The sequence below is a fragment of the Ferrovibrio terrae genome (genome assembly GCF_007197755.1).
In the GTDB taxonomy this organism is placed as follows: domain Bacteria; phylum Pseudomonadota; class Alphaproteobacteria; order Ferrovibrionales; family Ferrovibrionaceae; genus Ferrovibrio; species Ferrovibrio terrae.
In genome coordinates this window covers 3280856-3302240 of record NZ_CP041636.1, presented here as the reverse complement: position 1 = coordinate 3302240, position 21385 = coordinate 3280856, and the positions used below count along the sequence as shown (strand labels likewise).

23 protein-coding genes and 1 tRNA gene are annotated in these 21385 nt (G+C 63.4%); 12 read left to right on the top strand and 12 right to left on the bottom strand.

What is annotated here, in order from left to right:
* Positions 1-55: 55 nt before the first annotated feature.
* Positions 56-745 carry a TetR/AcrR family transcriptional regulator gene (locus FNB15_RS16080; protein WP_246068705.1) on the bottom strand — a complete coding sequence of 230 codons (690 nt, stop codon included), beginning with the start codon at positions 743-745 and terminating at the stop codon, positions 56-58.
* Between the two features lie 123 nt (positions 746-868).
* On the opposite strand from FNB15_RS16080, the gene FNB15_RS16075 reads away from it, so the two are divergent.
* Together FNB15_RS16075 and FNB15_RS16070 are read left to right on the top strand one after the other, a co-directional pair.
* The gene (locus FNB15_RS16075; protein ID WP_144069681.1) at positions 869-1867 is read left to right on the top strand and encodes an ABC transporter substrate-binding protein; all 999 of its coding nucleotides are present in this window, start codon (positions 869-871) and stop codon (positions 1865-1867) included.
* A 198-nt stretch (positions 1868-2065) separates the two neighbouring features.
* Positions 2066-3316 (top strand): MFS transporter, encoded by a 1251-nt coding sequence (locus tag FNB15_RS16070; RefSeq protein ID WP_144069680.1) that lies wholly within the window; start codon positions 2066-2068, stop codon positions 3314-3316.
* On the opposite strand, the gene FNB15_RS16065 is transcribed toward FNB15_RS16070, so the two are convergent.
* The 8 genes from FNB15_RS16065 to FNB15_RS16030 form a co-directional block, all read right to left on the bottom strand.
* A complete protein-coding gene (locus FNB15_RS16065) occupies positions 3317-3823 on the bottom strand; it encodes an OmpA family protein (RefSeq protein ID WP_144069679.1) in 507 nt (168 codons plus the stop codon).
* 128 nt (positions 3824-3951) lie between these two features.
* Positions 3952-4338, bottom strand: a complete 387-nt coding sequence (locus tag FNB15_RS16060; RefSeq protein WP_144069678.1) for a nuclear transport factor 2 family protein — start codon at positions 4336-4338, stop codon at positions 3952-3954.
* Between the two features lie 72 nt (positions 4339-4410).
* The gene (locus FNB15_RS16055) at positions 4411-4839 is read right to left on the bottom strand and encodes a cytidine deaminase (protein ID WP_185973582.1); all 429 of its coding nucleotides are present in this window, start codon (positions 4837-4839) and stop codon (positions 4411-4413) included.
* Position 4840: 1 nt separating this feature from the next.
* A complete protein-coding gene (locus FNB15_RS16050; protein ID WP_144258785.1) occupies positions 4841-7480 on the bottom strand; it encodes a valine--tRNA ligase in 2640 nt (879 codons plus the stop codon).
* A 121-nt stretch (positions 7481-7601) separates the two neighbouring features.
* Positions 7602-8252, bottom strand: coding sequence for a DUF2497 domain-containing protein (locus FNB15_RS16045; protein ID WP_246068704.1), 651 nt, complete (start codon positions 8250-8252; stop codon positions 7602-7604).
* A gap of 241 nt (positions 8253-8493) precedes the next feature.
* Entirely contained in the window at positions 8494-9870 is a 1377-nt protein-coding gene (locus tag FNB15_RS16040; RefSeq protein WP_185973581.1) for a TolC family outer membrane protein, read from the bottom strand.
* A gap of 90 nt (positions 9871-9960) precedes the next feature.
* A complete protein-coding gene (locus FNB15_RS16035) occupies positions 9961-10290 on the bottom strand; it encodes a rhodanese-like domain-containing protein (protein ID WP_144069675.1) in 330 nt (109 codons plus the stop codon).
* Positions 10291-10295: 5 nt separating this feature from the next.
* Positions 10296-10967, bottom strand: a complete 672-nt coding sequence (locus FNB15_RS16030) for a protein-L-isoaspartate O-methyltransferase family protein (RefSeq protein WP_144069674.1) — start codon at positions 10965-10967, stop codon at positions 10296-10298.
* A 211-nt stretch (positions 10968-11178) separates the two neighbouring features.
* On the opposite strand from FNB15_RS16030, the gene FNB15_RS16025 reads away from it, so the two are divergent.
* Together FNB15_RS16025 and FNB15_RS16020 are read left to right on the top strand one after the other, a co-directional pair.
* Positions 11179-11252 (top strand) — tRNA-Cys (locus FNB15_RS16025).
* Positions 11253-11398: 146 nt separating this feature from the next.
* Positions 11399-11782: a hypothetical protein gene (locus tag FNB15_RS16020; protein ID WP_144069673.1), complete on the top strand. Its 384-nt coding sequence runs from the start codon at positions 11399-11401 to the stop codon at positions 11780-11782.
* A gap of 9 nt (positions 11783-11791) precedes the next feature.
* Here FNB15_RS16020 and FNB15_RS16015 read toward each other — a convergent pair whose 3' ends face one another.
* Positions 11792-12118: a YciI family protein gene (locus tag FNB15_RS16015; protein WP_185973580.1), complete on the bottom strand. Its 327-nt coding sequence runs from the start codon at positions 12116-12118 to the stop codon at positions 11792-11794.
* A 13-nt stretch (positions 12119-12131) separates the two neighbouring features.
* Entirely contained in the window at positions 12132-12614 is a 483-nt protein-coding gene (locus FNB15_RS16010) for an ester cyclase (protein ID WP_185973579.1), read from the bottom strand.
* Between the two features lie 115 nt (positions 12615-12729).
* Between FNB15_RS16010 and FNB15_RS16005 the strand changes: the two genes are divergently transcribed.
* The 7 genes from FNB15_RS16005 (at position 12730) to FNB15_RS15975 (ending at position 19517) form a co-directional block, all read left to right on the top strand.
* On the top strand, positions 12730-13647 hold the full coding sequence (locus FNB15_RS16005) for an AAA family ATPase (protein WP_144069670.1): 918 nt from the start codon (positions 12730-12732) through the stop codon (positions 13645-13647).
* An 8-nt stretch (positions 13648-13655) separates the two neighbouring features.
* On the top strand, positions 13656-14891 hold the full coding sequence (locus FNB15_RS16000; protein WP_144069669.1) for a vWA domain-containing protein: 1236 nt from the start codon (positions 13656-13658) through the stop codon (positions 14889-14891).
* Positions 14888-15229, top strand: a complete 342-nt coding sequence (locus FNB15_RS15995) for an XdhC family protein (RefSeq protein WP_246068703.1) — start codon at positions 14888-14890, stop codon at positions 15227-15229. Before FNB15_RS16000 ends, FNB15_RS15995 begins: the two co-directional genes overlap by 4 nt.
* Positions 15226-15945 carry an XdhC family protein gene (locus FNB15_RS15990; protein ID WP_144069668.1) on the top strand — a complete coding sequence of 240 codons (720 nt, stop codon included), beginning with the start codon at positions 15226-15228 and terminating at the stop codon, positions 15943-15945. The genes FNB15_RS15995 and FNB15_RS15990 overlap by 4 nt, the downstream gene beginning before the upstream one ends.
* Entirely contained in the window at positions 15945-17594 is a 1650-nt protein-coding gene (locus FNB15_RS15985) for an NTP transferase domain-containing protein (protein WP_144069667.1), read from the top strand. Before FNB15_RS15990 ends, FNB15_RS15985 begins: the two co-directional genes overlap by 1 nt.
* Before the next feature lie 165 nt (positions 17595-17759).
* Positions 17760-19004, top strand: a complete 1245-nt coding sequence (locus FNB15_RS15980; RefSeq protein ID WP_144069666.1) for an EAL domain-containing protein — start codon at positions 17760-17762, stop codon at positions 19002-19004.
* Positions 19005-19076: 72 nt separating this feature from the next.
* On the top strand, positions 19077-19517 hold the full coding sequence (locus FNB15_RS15975) for a hypothetical protein (protein ID WP_144069665.1): 441 nt from the start codon (positions 19077-19079) through the stop codon (positions 19515-19517).
* 29 nt (positions 19518-19546) lie between these two features.
* On the opposite strand, the gene FNB15_RS15970 is transcribed toward FNB15_RS15975, so the two are convergent.
* A complete protein-coding gene (locus tag FNB15_RS15970) occupies positions 19547-20320 on the bottom strand; it encodes a hypothetical protein (RefSeq protein WP_144069664.1) in 774 nt (257 codons plus the stop codon).
* A 188-nt stretch (positions 20321-20508) separates the two neighbouring features.
* Between FNB15_RS15970 and purU the strand changes: the two genes are divergently transcribed.
* Positions 20509-21375 carry a formyltetrahydrofolate deformylase gene (gene purU, locus FNB15_RS15965; RefSeq protein WP_144069663.1) on the top strand — a complete coding sequence of 289 codons (867 nt, stop codon included), beginning with the start codon at positions 20509-20511 and terminating at the stop codon, positions 21373-21375.
* Positions 21376-21385 lie beyond the last annotated feature (10 nt).

Below are 21385 nucleotides of genomic sequence, written 5' to 3'. Positions count from 1 at the left end.
GTTTTGAGTTAATCAACCAACCAGTTGATTGGAAGCTGGATCGTTGAAATCGGCGCTATTCGGGCCGTAAAGCGCCCATCGCGAAAGCGATAATATGGCGGCGGCGTTCGGCCACGGCCTTGGGCTTGTCGAGCGCGCGACCGAAAATGGCCGACAGCGTGCGGTTGTTCGAGAAGAAGAAATACGACAGGCCAGCAATCGAGATGTAGAGCTGCACCGGATCTAGATCGGCGCGAAACACGCCCTCCTTCGCACCGCGCTCGATGGTTTCCTGAATCAGGCTGACCAGCGGCGAATGCATCTGCTCGAGCCGCTGCGAACCGCGCACATGGCGGGCTTCCTGGCGGTTCTCATCATTCAGCAGCGCGAGGAATTCCGGGTGCTCGGCGAGATAGTCGAAGGAAAAGCCGATCAGACGCTCCATCGCCGCTTCGGGCGGCAGATCGCCCAGATGCAAGCCACGCTCGCGTTCGCGGATCTCGGCATACACCGTCTCCAGCGCCGCCGCGTAAATGTCGTCCTTGCTGCCGAAGTAGTGATAGACGAGTTGCTTGTTGACCCCGGCCCGCTGGGCAATCTCGTCGATGCGAGCACCGGCCAGGCCCTTGCCGGCGAATTCCGCCACCGCCGCGCGCAACAGTGCGGCTTTCGTCGCCACGGGGTCGCGGCGGCGTCCGTCGCCGTCTTCGCGGGCCCCCATTTCGCGGGAGGCGGCTCGATCTGCAGCAGGGCCTGCCATACTCATCTCTTATCATCCAACTAGTTGATTAATTATTGACCGGTTCGCTGCGGTCTGGCTAGAGTTTCTTTCAGACCCGGCGGGGGCCGGGCCCAGACTTGGCCGAATCACAACATACAGGGGACCATCATGACATCACGTCGACTTCTTGCCATCGCGGTAGCGGCGGCCCTGCTGCCGGCCGGGGGCGCGCTCGCCCAGGCCAAGGACAAGGTTAACCTGCTGCTGAACTGGGTGCCGACCGCCGATCACTCCCCCTACTACTACGCCAAGGCGCAGGGCTGGTACGAGCAGGCTGGCCTGGATGTGAATATCGAAAGCGGCAAGGGGTCGGGCGTTTCGGCCCAGCGCGTGGGCGCGGCCAACACCGAATTTGCCATCGCCGACATGGCCACCGCGCTGGTCGCCAAGAGCAAGGGCGCCGATGTGGTGGCGGTGATGACCGTCTATGCCAACTCGCCGCAGGGCTTCTACTGGCTCAAGAGCTCCGGGATCACTGGGGCGAAGGACTTCCCCGGCAAGAAGCTGGGCAATCCGCCGGGCGACGCCTCGCGCGTGATGTGGCCGGCCTTTGCCAAGCAGGTCGGCATCGCCACCGACAGCGTGACCTTCGTCAACATCACGCCGCAGGCCAAGGTGGCGTCACTGAAGGCCAAGGCGATCGACATCACCAGCGATTTCTACAACGAACATGACCTGAAGGTACGCGAGTTCGGCGCCGATCTCGGCTTCCTGGCCTGGCGCGATATCGGCCTCAACCTTTATGGCAACTCGATCATCGTGAACGGCGAATACCTCGGCAAGAACAAGGATAAAGTCGCCAAGTTCGTGTCGGTCTCGCAGAAGGCCTTTGCCGCCTGCGTCGCCGATGTCAGCCCCTGCCTGAAGGCGCTGATGACCGGCGTCAGCGGTCTGGACGAAGCCAACCAGCGCGACCAGTGGAACCGCATCAAGGAACTGATGACCGACCCGGCCACCACCGGCGTCGCGCTCGGCGCCTTCGACGCCAAGCGCATGCAGAACGACTACGACATGGTGAAGACCTACTTCGGCATGGAGAAGGACTTCGACGTCACCAAGGTCTACAGCAACGACTTTCTCGACAAGACCGTGAAGATGAAGAAGTAAGCCGCTGCCACGCTACTGGCAGTCAGGTTTGAGTACCGGCGCGGGGCCTCAAAGCCCCGCGCTTTTTTATGCGCAGTTTACTCCGTGGCAAGAGTTTTCACTGGCCCGTGCGGCATTCTCTGCTAGGCTTGGCACAACCGGCGAGACAGCCGGAGCAGTCCCGCCAATACCCAAGATTTCGTCTCGCAGGCCCTCATCATGACCGACTTCGCCATTCCCGCCGGCAGCCCCTCCTCCATTCCCAATCGCGACATCAAGGTGATGGCGCTCATCAGCGTCGCGCATGGCTGCAGCCATTTCTTCCAACTGGTGCTGCCGCCGCTGTTCCCCTTCCTGAAAAACGACTTCGCAGTCAGCTACACCGAACTTGGCCTGGTAATGACGCTGTTCTACGTCACCTCCGGCGTGCTGCAGACCCCGGCCGGTTTCCTGGTCGACCGTATCGGCGCGCGCAATGTGCTGATTGGCGGCCTCGCCCTCTTCTGCACTGCGATCCTGCTCTATGGTCTGGTGCCGAGCTACTGGATGCTGCTGCCCGTCGCTGTTCTCGCTGGCGCAGGCAACAGCGTGTTCCATCCTGCCGATTTCTCGATCCTCAATGCCTCGGTCGACCAGAAGCGGCTCGGCCGCGCCTATGGCACACATACGCTGGGCGGCAATCTCGGCTGGGGCCTCGCGCCGGTGCTGATGGCCGGCGGCGCAGCGATGCTCGGCTGGCGCGCCGCCCCCATCATCGCAGCGCTGGTCGGTTACGCCATTCTTGCTGCCTTGCTGCTAAACCGCGACCTGTTGAAGGAAGATGCCGGCGCCGCGCGGCGCGCAGCCACCAAGGCCGGTGAGAAAACCGAGGCGCTTGGGCCCCTGCTCAGCCTGCCGGTGGTGATGTGCTTCGGTTATTTCCTGCTGCTGTCATTCGCGCTGATTGGCACACAGAATTTCCTGCCGGCGACGCTCGCGGCGCTCTATGCCACGCCGTTCGCACTGGCGACCACGGCGCTGACCGGTTTCCTGCTTGGCGCGTCCGCCGGCGTGATGGTCGGCGGCTGGGTCGCGGACAAGGGCGTGAAGCTGGAAGCCATCGTGATCTCCGGCCTGCTCGGCGCGGCAGCGCTGATCCTGTTGATTGCCAATCTCGACCTGCCCGCTGGCGCGCTGGTGGCAGCCATTACCGCGGCCGGCTTCCTGCAGGGCTTCACCACGCCGTCGCGCGACCTGATCGTGCGCGGCGCTGCGCCCAAGGGTGCCTCGGGCCGCGTCTTCGGCTTCGTCTATTCCGGCCTCGATGCCGGTTCGGCGATCGCGCCGCTGGTGATCGGCTTGCTGCTCGATCATGGCCGTGCTGACTACGTGCTGTGGTTCGTGGCCTTAATGCTCGCGCTCACCACGCTGACAGCAGTCGCGATCCGGCAATCCTCCACGAAGAAGACGACTGCCGTCGCGGCGGAGTAATTACTCGTCCCAGGGCGACAGTTGCGTGAGTGTATATCGGGTTGGTCGCGGCCAGCCGCTTGCCAATGGCGGGGCGTAACCGGCCGATGGCAGAATGGTCTCCAACTTCAGCCGGTAGAGATTCAGGCTCTTTGCCAAGAGGTAATCGCGCACTGTTTCAGCCCTGCGGCGCGCCAGGCGTTCGACGACCTGCGCTTCCCCTTCCTCAGCATCGGCGAAGCCGTAGATTGTTACGGGCGCTTTGGGCTGCGCGCGGATACTAGCCACCTGTCGATCCAGAATGTTGATCGCGGCCGGCGTCAGCAGACTTTCGCCTGCTTCGAACTGGATGCGTTCGACCCCCCGGGCCATTGTCGGATACTGCTTGCGCAAGACAGGGCGTTGATAGGGACTGTTGCTGCGGATGCTGCTGTCTGCCGCTGAGCAATCGGCGACGAAGACAAGGCTGGTAGCGATTGCAATTACCAGCGCGAAGACCATGACCCAAAGCCGGATATTCACCATCATCTGCCCCCGTTTTCTTGAGCGGCAGCAGGCCGCAGGATTGCGGCAGAATTCGGGCGTATCTTGCCTGATTAATCCTGTATGGCGCAGGCCGTCCTCGTTAGCAGGATGCAGACACAGTCAGCGCAGGGTTAAGCCGTCAGTGTCTCGGCCACAAAGGTCTTGTTGATCACCACCCAGCGGCCGTCGAGCTTAATCAGGCTCAGATAATCCGTGAAGAAGCGCGGCGCGATGGCGCAGTTCAGTTTGACCAGCGCCGTGTTCGGCCCAGTGATGTCGACCGAGAGAATCCGCTCATGCTCGCGCGTCATGCCGCTGGCCTTGGGTGAAGCGCGTCCCTCGATCATCTTGCACCATTCTTCACGCGGCATGTTCACCAGCTTACCGTCGGCGGCCACAGCGAACAGGCTGGAGGCAGGATGGAAAGACTGGCGGATCTTCGCGGTGTCGCCTTCGAAGAGACCGTCGAGATAGACCTGTACGGTGGCGAGAATGTCGTTGATCTGCGCGTTGCTCATGCTGTCCTCCTGCTGATACGCAGCAGATCAGCCGGGCGCGGCAGGGTCAAGCGCGGCAATGCATCCCGACAATCAGGGCTTGCGGTGGTATTTCAGCGGCAGCAGGTCGGAAGGCGCATAGGCGCGCAGGCCGCCAGACGTATCGTCGGTCAGCAGAACGCGGGCATCGGGCGCGAAGTCACGCAGCATCTCGCGACAGATGCCGCAGGGCGCCACCACCTGGATATCCTGGTTCTGCTCGGTGGGGCGCGGATGGCGCACCGAGACGATATCGGTGATCGGATCATTCGGTCCGATCTGCGCCATAGCCTGGCCGACTGCTACCGCTTCGGCGCAGACCGAGGCGCGCCCCACGTAAGTGTCGAGATGCAGGCCGGTGATGATCTTGCCAGACTTCGTGCGCAGTGCCGCTGCGATGTGATGCCGGCCGACGATGTAGCGCTGGCGGATCAGCGCCGTGGCGGCATCCAGCAGTTCCTGATCGGCGGCCGGCAGCGTCATGTCAACCCAGCTGCTGCAGCGCGTCGGCCAGCTTCTCAGCCAGCGACGACTGGGTGGCGCGGCGCTCATGCTGCTCGTCAACCACCGCCTGCGGCGCGCGCGACATGAAGGTCTGGTCGCCCAGCTTGGCGTCGATCTTGGCGATCTCCGCCAGTGCCTTCTCGCGTTCCTTGCCCAGACGCTGCTTTTCCTTGGCAATGTCGATCACCTCGGCCAGCGGCAGCACGAAGGTGGCTTCGTCCACCACGATGCGCGCCGAACCCTGCGGCGCCGGCTGGTTCTCGCTCAGCGTCTCGATGCGCGCCAGACGTTTGATCGGATCGGCATGGCGGGCAAGACGCGCCGCCGTCTCGGCATTGCCGCCATTGGCGATCATGGCGATCTTGGCACCGGCCGGCACATTCAGGGCCGCGCGGGCCGCGCGCACGCCGTCGATCAGGCGGATCAGCCAGTCGATCTCGGCAGACGCCGCCTTATCCTCGCCGCGCTCGCCGTCCTTCGGCCAGTCGCGCAGCATCAGGAAGCCTTCAGGGGCGCCGTACAGCTTGTCCCACAGCTCTTCCGTGACGAAGGGTATGAAGGGATGCAGCAGGTGGATCAGCTGGCGCAGCACATAGGCACATGTCGCCTGCGTCTCGGCTTTGAGCGCGGCATCCTCGCCCATCAGCGCCGGCTTGATCAGCTCCAGATACCAGTCGCAGAAGGTGCCCCAGGTGAAATGATAGAGCGCGCCGGCGGCCTCGTTGAACTTGTAGGCCGCAAGCGCCGTCTCGACCTCGCGGGCCGCCTTGCCCACTTCGCCGATCGCCCACTTGTTGACAGTGTTCTGCACGGCTTCCGGCTTGAAATCAGCCGGAAGCGCGCAGCCGTTCATTTCGGCAAAGCGCGCGGCATTCCACAGCTTGGTAGCGAAGTTGCGGTAACCTTCCACGCGCTGTTCCGACATCTTCACGTCGCGGCCCTGCGCGGCGAAGATGGTCAGCGCAAACCGCAGTGCATCGGCGCCGTATTTACCGATCACATCCAGAGGGTCCATCACGTTGCCCTTGGTCTTGGACATCTTCTGGCCCTTCTCGTCACGGACCAGGGCATGGATGTAGACCGTGTGGAACGGCGCCTTCTTCGTGAAGTGCAGCCCCATCATGATCATGCGGGCGACCCAGAAGAAGATGATGTCGAAGCCGGTGACCAGGACGTCGGTCGGGTAATGCGACTTCAGCACTGGCGTCTGTTCCGGCCAGCCGAGTGTCGAGAACGGCCATAGCGCCGACGAGAACCAGGTGTCCAGCACGTCTTCGTCGCGCTTCAGCTCGGTGGCCTTGCCGTAATGCGTCGTCGCTTCGGCCTGCGCCTCGGCCTCGTCATGAGCGACGAAAACCTTGCCGTCGGGGCCATACCAGGCCGGAATCTGGTGGCCCCACCACAGCTGGCGCGAGATGCACCAGGGCTGGATGTTGCGCATCCATTCGAAGTAGGTCTTTTCCCAGCTCTTGGGCACGAACTGGATGTCGCCCTTCTCTACCGCCTCGATGGCCGGACGGGCGAGCACCTCGGCATTCACATACCACTGCTCGGTCAGCCAGGGCTCGATCACCACCTGCGAGCGGTCGCCATGCGGCACCATATGGGTGTTGGGCTCGATCTTCTCGACCAGGCCCAGTTCTTCCAGATCGGCGACGATCTGCTTGCGGGCGGCGAAGCGCTCCATGCCACGGTATTTCTCGGGCACGTTCTCGTTCAGCTTCGCATGTTTGTCGAAGATGTTGATCATCTCGAGCTTGTGACGCTTGCCGACCTCGAAGTCGTTGAAGTCATGCGCAGGCGTCATCTTCACCGCGCCCGAGCCCTTCTCGGGATCGGAATACTCATCGGCCACGATGAGAATGCGGCGACCGACCAGCGGCAGGACGGCGTGCTTGCCGATCAGGTGCTTGTAGCGCTCGTCATCCGGATGCACGGCGATTCCGGTGTCGCCCAGCATTGTCTCGGGTCGCGTCGTGGCCACCGTAATGAAAGTATTTTCCATACCTTCAACAGGATAACGGAAGTACCAGAGGTGAGATTTCACTTCATGCTGTTCGACCTCTAGATCAGAAATCGCGGTCAGCAGTTTGGGGTCCCAGTTCACCAGCCGCTGATCCTTGTAGATCAGGCCCTGGCGATAGAGTTCGACGAAGACCTTGAGCACGGCCTCGGACAGGCCCTCGTCCATGGTGAAGCGTTCACGGCTCCAGTCGCAGCTTTCGCCCAGGCGGCGCTGCTGGCTGGTGATCATGCCGCCGGATTCCGCCTTCCACTCCCAGACGCGCTCGACGAACTTGTCGCGCCCCATCTCGTGGCGGTTCATCTGTTTTTCGGCCAGCTGGCGCTCCACCACCATCTGGGTGGCGATGCCGGCATGGTCGGTGCCCGCCTGCCACAGCGCGTCGAAGCCGCGCATGCGGTGATAGCGGATCAGGATATCCTGAAGCGTGTGATTGAGCGCATGGCCCATATGCAGGCTGCCGGTCACGTTCGGCGGCGGCAGGGCGATGGTATAGGGCTTGCCCGACTTCACGCCGACCTTGAACGCGCCGCCCTCTTCCCAGGCCTTGTACAGGCGGGCTTCGACGTCCTGGGGGGAAAAACTCTTGTCCAGCATGGGTGGCAACTCAGTCATCGGGGCTTACGGGAAAGGGCGGAAATAAAAGACGATCCGGCAGCAGCAGTCCAGCCCCCGGCCGGGCGGTCGGAGAGCAGAGACACGGCCAAAACCGCAGTTTCTAGAGGTGGTCCTGCTCTTCTTCCGCCTGGATGGTCAGGCGGGCGACTTCGCGCTCGACGATACGCTGAACGATGGTGGCCAGATGGGCGTCCAGCCATTCCTTCAGCATCGGGCGCAGCAATTCCTTTACCAGCTCCTCAAGGGTGCGCTGGCTGTTGCCCAGCCCCATGGCGCGGCTGCCGGCGATGGCGCCAGACAACTGACCCAGATGGGCGGCCGCACGGGCAGCCGTGGGCTGCGACACCAGACCCTCTGCTTCGTCGCGCACCACATCGGTGAGCTCGAGGATATCGTCGCCGTATTGCGGCGGCGGCGGCGGCGGCGGCGCAGCAGCGCGACGGGGTCGCGGCGGCGGCGGCGGAGGTGGCGGCGGGGGTTCGTATTCCGGCTCGAATTCCGGTTCCGGCTCGGGCTCCGGTTCCGGCATATACGGCTCAGGTTCGGGCTCCGGTTCCGGCTCAGGCTCCGGTTCCGGCATTGCCATCATCGGCTCGGGTTCAGGCTCCGGCTCGGGGGCTGGCGGCGGCGCAGGGTCCGCTGCAGGCGCGGCTGCACCCTGGTCGGCGCCATCTTCGGAAATGATCCGGCGAATGGAGGCAAGGATTTCCTCCATGGTCGGTTCATTCTGGCCTGCCTTGGGGTCGCTCATCCGCCCGATACACTCATTCTGTTACGCGAGCCGTCAGGATGACGGCATGGCATGCAGGCCATCGCCAACCCAGCCAAGGCTGAAACCCGGGCCGAATCAATCAGGTCAATGGTATGCGGGGGAAAGATAACCGAACTGTTAACCTGGGTTAAGGGGATTCTCCCCAAATCGCCGGTCCGGTTGCGCTTTTCGCCCGATTCGCGGCGCTTTCCACCGCGAACCGGGCTCAAAGCATTCGGGATTACTCGACGTTCAGACCGCCGTCGGTGCCAAACCACTTGTCGCGTACGCGCTCGTAATTTTCGGTCGGATCATAATATTCGACCGGCAGGCTGAGGCCACGGGCATTGAGCCGGCCAACCGCCGACAGCAGCGCGAAGCCAGCGACATACTCATCGCGGCGAGCACGCACTTCGGCCACGCGGGCGTCAAGATACTCCTGCTCCTGGTCCAGCACATCCAGCGTGGTGCGCGAACCGACTTCGGCTTCCTGCTGCACGCCCTCAAGCGCGATGCGCGACGCCTGCACCTGGCTGACACGCGCCGTGATGTTGGACCGCGCGGTACCAAGATTTTCCCAGGACTGCACGACCGACTGGCGCACGCTGCGACGCTGCTCTTCCACCTGGATGCGACGCTGGTTGTGCGTCTGTTTGCGCTGGCGCGTCTGGCTGTACACCGCGCCACCTTCATACAGTGGCACCGTCACCACAAGACCAACCCTCTGGGTGTCCTGCCGGAAGTTGTTGCGGGTGTTTTCATCCGCCTTTGAAGCAGATGCGTTCAGCGACACCGATGGCAGCAGCGCACCGGATGCAACGCGCACATCGTTCTTGGCGGCAACTTCGCGGAAACGCGCGCCCTGCAGATCCGGGTTCTCGTCATAGGAAATCGCGAGTGCTTCCTCCTCGCTCTTCGGCAACTGCGGCAGCGGCGGCGGTGCTGAAAGCGTGCGCGGCATCTCACCGATCACGCGGGCCAGCACGGCACGCGAAGACACCAGCACGCCTTCCGCCGAAATGCGATCAGCGGTCGCACGCGCCTGGCGTGATTCAGACTGCGCCACGTCGGTACGGGTGATTTCGCCGACGCGGAAGCGTTCACGCACGGCCTCGAGCTGGCGGCGCAGCACTTCCTCGTTGTTGCGGGTCAGGTCCAGCACGGCCTGGTTCTGCACAACGTCCATGTAGGCGGTGACGGCATCGAGCAGCACGCGGCGTTCGGTGCTGGCCAGATCCTGGCGGCCAGCGAGGATCAGCGCCTCGGCAGAGTCGGTTGCGGCTTCGGTGCGGCCGCCGCGATACAGCGGCTGGGACACGGTCAGCTGCAGCGTGTTCGGATTCATCGAGCCGCTTTGTGCGCTCGCCGATTCCGGCGTGTACTCGACATCCTGCCAGCCGCGTTCACCGCTGACGCTGACGGTCGGACGCCAGCCCGACTTCGCCTGCGGCACACCTTCGTCGGTGGCGCGCAGGGCCGCTCGGGCGGCGAGCAGCGTGGGGTTGTTGTTGTAGGCCGCGCTGAACACATCGGTCAGCGACTGCGCACTGGCGGGCTGCGTCAACATGATGCAGCTCACGGCAACCGCCGTGGCCAAGATGGTTTTCGTGAAGCTCATGACGCGCATCCGTCCTTCGTTCCGTTTCATTGTTGTCGCCGCGGCGCGTCCCAATCGTAGTCCCCGAACTCTTATATTTTTGTTATGCACTCAGTATGTCGCCATGCCAGGTTCGATCTGTTCGGCCCAGGCATGAATTCCGCCGGCAAGGTTGGTCGCCTGCGTAAAGCCGTTCTGTCGCAACCAGCCGGTCACCTGGCGGCTGCGACCGCCGTGATGGCACATCACCACCAACGGCTTGTCACGTGGCAATTCGGTAACCCGCAGCGGCACCTGCTGCATCGGAATATTCAGCGTGCCCGGCAGCGATACCGTCCCCACTTCCCAATCCTCGCGCACATCCAGAACCGCAACGTCCTTGCCGCTCTTGCGCCAGGAGTCGAGTTCGGCAACGCCGATTTCCAGGGGTGCGTCGGTCATGCCGGTCAGAATACGAAGCCGGCCGGGCGCTCGAAACCGGGCAGCATCGGGGTACCGGCATCGAACAGCACGCGATGGGGGAACAGGTCGCCGGCCCGCTTGACCAGCACTGTCTGGCCGATCGGAGCACCCGGCGCGCGCAGCACGCCGATCAGGCGGCCGCCATCGGCCAGTTGCTGCAGCACGGCGGGCGAAAATTCCGGCACCGCGCCGGCGAACAGGATCACGTTGAACGGGCCCTGCTTGGCCAGGCCGTCTTTCAGCGCGCCGTCGACCAGCGCTACATTATCGATGCCGAGAGCCTGCAGGGTCTGGCCGGCCTGCTGGCTCAACGCGGCATCGACTTCGAGGCCGATCACGGTACTGGTCAGGCGGGCAAGCACGGCCACTTCATATCCGGTGGCAGCACCTATCACGAGGGCGACTTCGGAGGGCTGGATCTCGGCTTCCTGCAGCAGGCGGGCCAGGACCATCGGTTCCATCAGGTGGCGACCGGGCGCAATCGCCACGTCCTCGTCCATATAGGCAACGCCACGATAGGCCTTGGGCACGAACTGCTCGCGCGGCAGCGCGGCCATGGCGGCGATCACTTGCTCGTCGATCACCTTGTTGGGACGGAGCTGCGTCAGCACCATCTGGCGGCGCGCTTCGGCGAATTGGCGTTCTGCAGTGGCCATGGGGTGAGAATCCGGGCTGGAACAGGTGTTTGGGACAGGCGCCGTTTATAATGCTGCAATGCCGCGAAAACAACGGTCGTATTGGGGGTTAGCCGGCCGGCCGGGAGGCTGCTGCCACTCCCTGACCCCTGACCGGTCGGCCTTGCCGCCCGGCCCCGGAAGGCCTTGACCCCACCGGGCGGCAACCCTTAGTAAGGGGCCGCGCGCGCGAGGTCCGGTGGCGGAGTGGTGACGCAGCGGACTGCAAATCCGCGTACGCCGGTTCAATTCCGGCCCGGACCTCCAATTTCCCCTCCCAAAACGCCCAGATTTCCCGCCCGGGCTGCCATTCCGGCCGCCGGGAACCTTAAATGGCGATAACCCCCCTTCTATCCCCGCTCCGGCGTGGCTATCTTTTGATTTCAGGTAGTTAATCGCGGCAGGAGGCGGCGATGAAGATTCTGGGCTACGGCAAGACCGAAAAAGTTGATCACCTGGTCACCAGGGAAATGCTGGACCGGGAATCGCAACGCAAGCTGCAGAAATTCCTGGAAGAGACCGAGATGGCGATCTTCAACGCCAATCGCGAGGTGATGAAGAAAGCCGTCCCCGAGCTGACCCGGGAATCCTTCGTCGCCTTCGCCGTCCGCGTCGCCGAGGCGCGGGCCCGTTACCTGAAGATCGCACTGGAGCTTTCCGCCAACGCCAATCCCTCGTCCGATGACATTAACCGGCTGAAGGCCGCGCGCGAAGCCAACGACGAATTGCTGCACGCCTTCGAAGCAACCAAGCGCGTGATCGAACGCGGCTACACGCTGCTGGCGGTTACGAAGTAATCGGCCGCATCAGGTCTCGGCAAACGGCGATGTGCCGCTGGCCGGATTGAACACCATCTGCCAGGGCCGCAGCCGCGCCGACAGCAGACCCGACTGCACCGCCGGATCGTCTTCCATCATGCGCCGGGCCGTTGTTTCATCGCTGCTGTCCAGCACCGCGATGCCACCGCCCGCATCGTCGCGAAACAGGCCGGCCATCAGCAGTTTGCCGTCCTGCATCAGGCGTTCGAGATAGATCTGGTGATCGTGCAGCGCCTGTGTCGGCGCGGACTGACCCACCGGCCATGTCGGGCCACGCTGGTAGTCGATCCAGTAGACCGCACGCGGCTTCGGCATGCCCTGCTCCCGTTTAGCTTTGCTTCCCCGCCGCCCAGTCCCGCGCAGCCTGGAGCGCCTGCGGATCGATCCGCGTTTCTCCCAACTGGCGCATGAGCGTGGCGAGATCGTAGTAGAAGCGTTCCTCCACGAACAGCCCATCGCGGAATTTCACGAAGACCACGAAGGGCAGCACGAAAGTCCGTCCGGTTGGCGCCAGACCGAGGAACGGCCCGATATGGCGGCCGGTATATTGCGGTTCGGCCACATAGGTATCGTCATCGATCCACTGCGCGCTGCCGCTCGGTGAACGTTCCACCACGTTGCCGAAAGCCTCCCACCATTGCCGGTAATGCCGCTCGGCCCCGGGCCGGCCGGGAAACACCTGGCCGGTGGCAAGATCGCGGAACACGCAGTCGGGATGCACGGTGGCCAGCGTGGCTGCCATGTCATGGGCATTTTCTGCCGCCAGATGACGCTGCAGCATCAGGCGGTTGGGATGGGGCGCGGGCATCATGGTTTCCTCCGGGTTTCCAAGCCCAGACGGCCAGCCGTGCCGCCTTGTGACAGCAGGCCGAACCGGGCATGATTTCTCCCCCGGCTTTTTTCGACCCAGCCCTATATGTAAGCCCATGTCCATCCTGCCAGATTCCATAGATGCCGTCGAAACCCTGCTGAACAGCGGCGATTATGTTGCCGACCGTTCGCTCGCCACCACGCTGTTCCTGGCGCTGAAGATGGGGCGGCCGCTGTTCCTTGAAGGCGAAGCCGGCGTCGGCAAGACCGAGATCGCCAAGGTGCTGGCCGCGACGCTGAACCGCCGGCTGGTGCGCCTGCAATGCTACGAGGGCCTCGATCTCTCCTCGGCGGTCTATGAGTGGAACTATCCGCGCCAGATGCTGGAAATCCGTCTGGCCGAAGCCACCGGCGGGGGCGACAAAGAGACGCTCGCGCGCGATCTGTTCAGCCCGGATTTCCTGGTCGAACGGCCGCTGCTGCAGGCGTTGAAGCCCGACCCGGCCGGCGCTCCGGTGCTGCTGATCGATGAACTCGACCGCACCGACGAGCCTTTCGAGGCCTACCTGCTCGAAGTGCTGTCCGACTTCCAGATCACCATTCCGGAAATCGGCCCGATCAAGGCAGCCGAACCGCCGATCGTGATCATCACCTCGAACCGCACGCGCGAAATCCACGACGCGCTGAAGCGCCGCTGCCTGTATTACTGGGTCGATTATCCCAGCGCCGAACGCGAACTGGCGATCCTAGAGCGCAAGGTGCCGGGCGTGCAGAAGCGGCTGAGCCGCGAGATCGTCGGCTTCGTGCAGCATTTGCGCGAGACCGAACTGTTCAAGCTGCCCGGCGTGGCCGAAACCATTGACTGGACGCGCGCGCTCGCCTTCCTCGACAAGGTGAGCCTTGATCCCGAGACGATCGACAATACGCTTGGCGTGCTGCTGAAATACCAGGACGACATCGCCAAGATGAAGGGCTCGGAAGCCGCGAATATCCTGCGCCAGGTGCAGCAGGATATGGCCGCGTTGGGCATCTGAGGCGCGGGATGCTGCTGCCTGAACCGCCTTCTACGGACGGGCCCGGCGGCGCATTTGCCATCAATATCGTGCATTTCGTGCGGCTGCTGCGCGCGTCAGGTTTGCGGCTGGGGCCCGGCAAGGCGATGGATGCGGTGCGCGCCGTCGAAGTTGCCGGCATCCGGCGGCGCGACGATCTGTACTGGACCCTGTTTTCGGTGCTGGTGAACCGGCGCGACCAGCGCGAGCTGTTCGACCAGGCCTTCCACATCTTCTGGCGCGATCCGAAGATTCTCGAACGCATGATGAGCCTGCTGCTGCCGCAGGCCGAAGGCACCGCCGAGCCAAGCAAGAACCAGATGTCGCAGCGGCTGCGCGAAGCTTTGCTGCCCGGTCGCGGCGAAGGCAGGGCCGAGAATGAAAAGAAGGAGGTCGAGATCGACGCGACGCTGACCTTCTCGGCCGACGAACTGCTGCAGAAGAAAGACTTCGCCGATATGACGGCGGAGGAAATGGATCAGGCCAAGGCCGCGATGGCGCGGATCGACTGGCCGTTCCGCCCTGCCCGCACCCGCCGCCTGCAGGCAGATCCGCGCGGGACACGCATCGACCTGCGCGCCAGCATCCAGGCCAGCCTGCGCACCGGCGGCACGATCATTCCGCTGAAGCGCAAGAGTCCCGGCGAGCGCCCGCCGCCACTGGTCGTGCTGTGCGACATCTCGGGCTCGATGAGCCAGTACAGCCGCATGTTCCTGCATTTCATGCATGCGCTCAGCAACGACCGCAGCCGTGTGCACAGTTTCCTGTTCGGTACGCGCCTGAGCAATATCAGCCGCATGCTGCGCCAGCGCGATGTCGACAAGGCATTGAATGCGGTGAGCGAGCGTGTGCCCGACTGGTCGGGCGGCACCCGCATCGGCGCCACGCTGGCCGAGTTCAACCGCCTGTGGTCGCGTCGCGTGCTGGGTCAGGGCGCCGTCGTGCTGCTGCTGACCGACGGGCTGGACCGCGAAGGCGGCGCGGGCCTGCCGCGCGAAATGGAGCGACTGCACAAATCCTGCCACCGGCTGATCTGGCTCAATCCGCTGCTGCGCTGGGACGGGTTTGAGCCGAAAGCCGCCGGTATCCGCGCCATTTTGCCTCATGTTGACGATTTCCGTCCGGTTCACAATCTTAGTTCCATTGCCGATCTGGCCCATGCCCTGAGCCATGCCTCCGAGGCAGGCAACCGGCTGAAGCTCAATCTCGGGAGACTGGCCGCATGAACAGCGAACCGATGACCGATGTATCCGCCGACATTCTCGCCACCGCGCTCGACTGGAAACAGGCCGGCAAGGGCGTGGCGCTGGCCACCGTCGTCACCACCTGGGGTTCGGCGCCGCGGCCGGTCGGCAGCCAGCTGGCCGTGGATGATGAGGGCAAGTTCATCGGATCAGTGTCGGGCGGCTGCATCGAAGGTGCCGTGGTCACCGAGGCGCTGGATGCGATCGCCGACGGCAAGCCGCGCATGCTGGATTTCGGCGTCTCCGATGCACAGGCCTGGGAAGTCGGCCTCGCCTGCGGCGGCAAGATCCAGGTCTATGTCGAGCGGCTCGACTCATGAAGCGCGAGATTCTCGAACAGCTGCAGGCTGACCGCGCGGAACAACGCCCTGTGGTGCTGGCCACGTTTCTCAAGACCGGCGAACAGCGCCTGCTCTATCTGGTCGGCAAGAAGGGACTGAAGGACATCGACCCGCGCATCGGCGAAGCGGCGCGCGCAGCGCTGATCGAAGACAAGCCGCGCACGATAGAGACCGAAAAAGGCCCCCTTTTCCTCAATGTATTCAATCCGCCGCTGCGGCTGATCCTGGTCGGCGCCGTGCATATCGCGCAGGCGCTGGTGCCGATGGCACAGCTCGCCGGTTACGAAGTGATCGTGATCGATCCACGCAGTGCCTTCGGCTCCATCGAGCGCTTCCCCGGCGTGCAGCTGTCGAACGACTGGCCCGATGAGGCGATGGAGAAGCTGCGCCCCGACCTCCGCACCGCACTGGTCACGCTGACGCATGATCCCAAGATCGACGATCCGGCGCTGATCGCCGGGCTGAAATCCGATGTGTTCTATATCGGCGCGCTGGGCAGCAAGAAGACGCATGCCGCGCGGATCGAGCGCCTGACGGATGCCGGTTTCGAGGTAGACGACTTTGCCCGCATCCATGGTCCGGTCGGCCTGAGCATCGGCGCCAAGTCGCCGGCCGAGATTTCGATTTCCATCCTGGCGCAGATGACGGCAGCCCTGCGGCAGCCGGCAGCGTCGGCCAGTTCGGCGGCGGCCTGATGTTCTTCGGCCCGGTGCCGGTGCGCGAAGCCGAGGGCGGCATTCTTGGCCACAGCCTGTCGGCCGGCAGCGAACGTTTCCGCAAGGGCCGGCGGCTCAGCGCCGAAGACATCACCGCACTTGAGAAATCCGGCCATGCCACGATCTATGTCGCCCGACTGGAAGACGGTGACGTTGCCGAAGACGAAGCCGCGCACCGCATCGCGCTGGCCCTGACCGGCCCGCATGCGAGAACGGCTGCCGCCTTCACCGGGCGCGCCAACCTCTATGCGGAAGCACCGGGCCTCGTGCGCGTCGATGCAGCGCGGCTGGATGAACTCAACGGGATCGACGAGGCCGTGACCGTCGCGACACTGGCCGATTACGAGCCGGTCGAAGCCGGGCAGATGCTGGCGACCGTGAAGGTGATCCCCTTCGCCGCGCCGCGCCATGCCGTCGAGCGAGGCGAACAGCTGCTGCGCGGCCATGCCCCGCTGGTGCAGGTGATGCCGTTTGCGCCGCGCGAGGTCGGCCTGGTGCTGACCCGCGTCCCCAGCACCAAGGACAGTGTGCTGGAAAAGACCGAGCAGGCGGTGGCACTGCGGCTGGCCCAGTTCGGAAGCCGGATCAGACAGCAGCGGATCGTGTCGCATGATGAAGCCGAGGTAGCCAAGGCGATCGCCGAGCTGAAGGCCGGCGGCTGCGCGCCGATCTTCGTCTTCGGTGCCTCGGCCACGGTGGATCGCCATGACGTGGTGCCGGCAGGCCTGACGCGGGCCGGCGGCGAAGTGCTGCATTTCGGCATGCCAGTCGATCCCGGCAACCTGCTGATGCTCGGCCGCCACGATGACGTTTCCGTGATTGGTGTACCCGGCTGCGCACGTTCGCCAAAGCTGAACGGCTTCGACTGGGTGCTGCAACGTCTCTGTGCCGGCGTGCCGATCGCGCGGCGCGACATCATGCGCATGGGCAGCGGCGGCCTGCTGAAGGAAATCCCGACCCGGCCGATGCTCCGCGATCAGGGGCCACGCGCCGGAACTGACGTCGCCGCTGCGGCAAGTCCGGCGCCGCGCCGACCGAAAGTCGCCGCCCTGATTTTGGCCGCCGGGCTCTCGAGCCGCTTCGGCGACAGGCACAAGCTGCTCGCCGATCTGGATGGCAAACCGGTGCTGCGCCATGTCGTCGACCATGCGACAGCTTCTTCGGCCAGCCCGGTGCTGCTGGTGACCGGCCATCGCGCCGACGAGGTGCGTGCCGCCGCCGGACCGGACGTCACAGCGATCCATAATCCTGCCTATGCCGAAGGTCTGGCCAGTTCGCTGCGCACAGGCCTGAGCGCGCTGCCTCAGGGCCTGGACGGCGTCATCGTCTGTTTGGGCGATATGCCGGACGTTTCATCTGCAACCTTTGAGGCACTGATTGCCGCTTTCAACCCGGTTGAAGGCCGGGCGATCTGCCTGCCGGTGATTGGCGGCAAACGCGGCAATCCGACACTCTGGGGCCTGCAATTCCTGCCTGAACTGATGCGGCTCGACGGCGACAGCGGAGCGCGAAGCCTGTTGGGGCCGCATGCAGAATGGGTCTGCGAAGTGTCTGTGGATGATCCCGGGATCCTCCACGATTACGACACTCCAGCCGCGCTGGCAGCCCGAGGGGTTATCAAGTCTTAACCGCAAACCCTTGGCATTAATTGAATATTATCCACAAGCACGACATTAACTATGTCTTCCGGCTTTTTCCCAAGGGTGGAATTTGCCATAGTGCCGCAGGGGGCAGCTTAGATTGGCTGGTTGTCGCCCTCTCCACGACCGTTACCGGAGAAAGCGACCTTTTCTATGAGTGAGGCTGTACAGAACCAATCGTCCGATGACGAGAAGATGTTCACCGACTTTGACCGCCTTGCGCGCGGCAAGATTTTCGGTGGACGCCTCGCCTCGGTGATTCAGTTCGTGAATCCGAAGACTTTCGAGCGCAATCGCGAAAGCTACAACATCGTTGTGCATTCGATGCGCTCGCTCATGTCGAAATACGAAGGCACGTTCTACACGCTGCACGACTATTCGATCGTGATGTTCATCCGTCTCTCCGAGCGCTTCTTCGACCAGACCTTCGAAAAGCTGGTGCTTGAGATCGACGACATCCTCACCCGCAACAACGTTGCCATCGGCTTGACACCCGAGGAAGCCGAGAACGCCGTTCGCTGGTATCGCTTCGACAGCCAGTTCGAAGACCTGCAGGAGCTGATGGATAATTTCCAGCAGCGCTTCCGCGTCTTCTCCGAGCGCCGCAAGCGCCTGCTCGCCAAGGCCGGCACTGCCGCCACTACCGGCGACGGCACGCCGCTGACGCCAGGCGCGTTGCAGCAGATCGACGACATCCTGAAGAAGGCCGACGTCTCGACCTTCATGAAGCGCCAGCCGGTGACGCTGTGCTTTGGCAACCAGCCGCCCAAGCCGATCTTCCAGGAAATCTTCGTCGGCGTGAACGAACTGCGCCAGGCGATCGCGCCGACCGTGAACCTGCGCGGCGCCCGCTCGCTGTTCCACCACCTCACCCGCACGCTGGATACCCGCGTGTTCCGCGCGCTTCTGGACGGTTTCGTCACCCGTAACAGCGGCCCGTTCAGCATCAACCTGAACGTCAGCACCATCCTGAGCGACACCTTCCGCGATTTCGACAGCCGCATCGGCAACATCGTGAAGAAGGAGCAGATCATCATCGAGCTGCAGCGTTACGATGTGTTCTGGGATTACAACGAATATCTGCTGGCCTGCGAATTCCTGCACAATTCAGGCTATCGCCTGCTGATCGACGGCATCACGCCGGATCTTCTGCAGTTGTTCGGCCGCAAGGAACTGAAGGCCGATTTCGTGAAGCTGTTCTATTTCAAGGACCGCCACGAGGATTGGATCGACAAGGAACTGGCGAGCAAGATCGGCGAGACCGACGCCAACCGGGTGATCATGGCGCGTTGCGAGACCGAAGAGGCGCTGAAGGCCGGCCTGGCTGCCGGCATCCGCCTGTTCCAAGGCTGGCATATCGACAACATGATCCGTGCCTCGCGCGAAGTCGTGAACTAAAGCCGGCGCTGGCGCGTTCGGCCACCACCCTGATCGTCATATCGCCTGACCGTAACAGCAGGATTCAGTCTCATGTGGAACCGTAGCCAGCGACCCAACCAGACCGAGAACCAGCCGACTGAAGTCCGCGCGGGCTCTAATGGCGCCAGCACCGGCACCCGCAAGCAGTTGGCGCCAAAAGACAACGAGCGGATCGAGAAGATCCTGGCGAGCATCGCCATCGACACCTCGCAGACTTTCAATGCGATGCTGGACTCACTGATGGGCGAGCGTCCGGTTTCGCATCATGAAAGCAACCAGACGCGCGACTTCATCGTCACTGTGTTCGATGAGATCCGGCTGGAAAGCAACCGCGACGCAGTGATCCTCGCCCGCAAGTTCGCCGATATGTGCATGCGGGCTGCCGACCAGCTCAACGACAACCATCAGCGCACTGTTGCCCGCTGCGTGTCGGAACTGTTCGAGCAGTTTGCCGCCAAGCTCGATCACCGCGAGCCCGCCAACTCCAACTGATTGTTCGCGGATAGCAGGACATCGCACGCTCAGCTGAGCGTACGGTGCTGCTCCAGTTCGGACAGGAAGTGCCCGACAATCCTGGCCGGGTCCTCGCCGGTTGCGCTCTGGAACAGTGCCGCATCTTCGGCGGTGAGCTGCGCCAGCGGCCGGATCAGCCCATCAAAGAACAGATAGAATTCGCGGTTGCCGAATGGCAGCGCCTGGCCTTCGAATGGCCGCTCGATATAGACATTCGAAGACAGCCCCACCGCGGTAGGATCGTGCTGCATCACCTTCATCACCCAGTCGCGGCGCGTCTCGAAAACGCGGAAGGCGCGGATCACGCGGGCGATGACCCTGAAATAGAGCTGCTTGGCGCGCGGGTCGGCATAGAAGCTGGCCCAGTCCAGGTTGCCGTCGGCGCGGGTACGGATTTCCTCGGCGATGGTGGCCGCCTCGTCCGCCATGATTTCGACCTCGTCGCCGAACAGCGAACGCACGAAGAAGAAGAAGTTGCCGATCAGGCGGCGGTCGAGCTTCTCTTCGCTGAACAGCGGATCGAGCGGATGCACCAGCAGGCGGCCGAAGGCATTCACGCGGGCGCCGCGGCGGGCGTCTTCCTCCACCACTTTCATCAGGCTGTCGTAGGACGCCCGATAATAATGGTCGTAATCCGACGCCGTCTTCATCGCTTCGACGAGCTGACGCAGCATGTCGGTGGTGAACGGCGCCTTGCGGGCCTCGGCCTCAGCCCCCTGCAGCAGCGCATCAAGCAGCTTGTTGGCCATCTGGCGCAGTAAATCGGGGCCGCGGGTGATCATGTCTGTAGAGCCTAGTCCGTTCAGTTTGAGTGCAGCTTAATCAAGCCCTACACCCGAAGCGAGCATCTTGTTAGCCGGGAAACCGCCTGCATAGTCCACCCTTTCTTAACCCTGCGGTTGCGACTCTGCCACCGCGCGGGTACTGTCGCGCCCGCCCCTGGCCCGAATATTGGTTTTATCGCGTCCCAATGAGCCTGATCCTCACACTGTCCTGTCACGACCGCCCCGGCATTGTCGCGGCCGTCTCCGGCTTCCTCGCCACCCATCGCTTCAACATCCGCGATTCCGCCCAGTTCGGCGATGGCGAGACCGGCCTGTTCTTCATGCGGGTCAGCGTCGAGGACCTGGAAGCCGGGCCAGATGGGAACGGGCGGCCGCTGGAACAGGTCCGCGCCGCATTCGCGCCGGTCGCGGCGCCGTTCGACATGACCTGGGAAATCCATGACGAGCGCGCAAAGTCCCGCGTGCTGGTTTTGGTCTCGAAATTCGGTCACTGCCTGAACGACCTGCTCTATCGCTATTCGATCGATGCGCTGCCGATCGAAATTCCCGCCATCGTCTCCAATCACCGCGACTGGTATCAGCGTGCCGCCAACCACAACATCCCGTTTCATCACTGGCCGGTGACGCCGGAGAGCAAGGCACGACAGGAGAAGATGCTGCGCGAGTTGATCGAGCAGGAGAAGATCGACCTGATCGTGCTCGCCCGCTACATGCAGGTGTTGTCACCCGACTTCAGCCGTGACTATGCCGGCCGGATCATCAACATCCATCATTCGTTCCTGCCCAGCTTCAAGGGGGCGAACCCATACAGGCAGGCGCATGCGCGCGGTGTGAAGCTGATTGGCGCGACCGCGCATTATGTGACGGCCGACCTGGATGAAGGTCCGATCATCGAGCAGGAAGTCGCCCGCGTCGATCATGGCTATTCGCCGGAGCAGCTCGCGGCGACAGGGCGCGATATCGAAAGCCTGGTTCTGGCCCGCGCGGTGAAATACCACGTCGAGCACCGCATTTTCCCGAATGGCAACAAGACGGTTGTCTTCCGCGGCTAAAGCCGCGGCA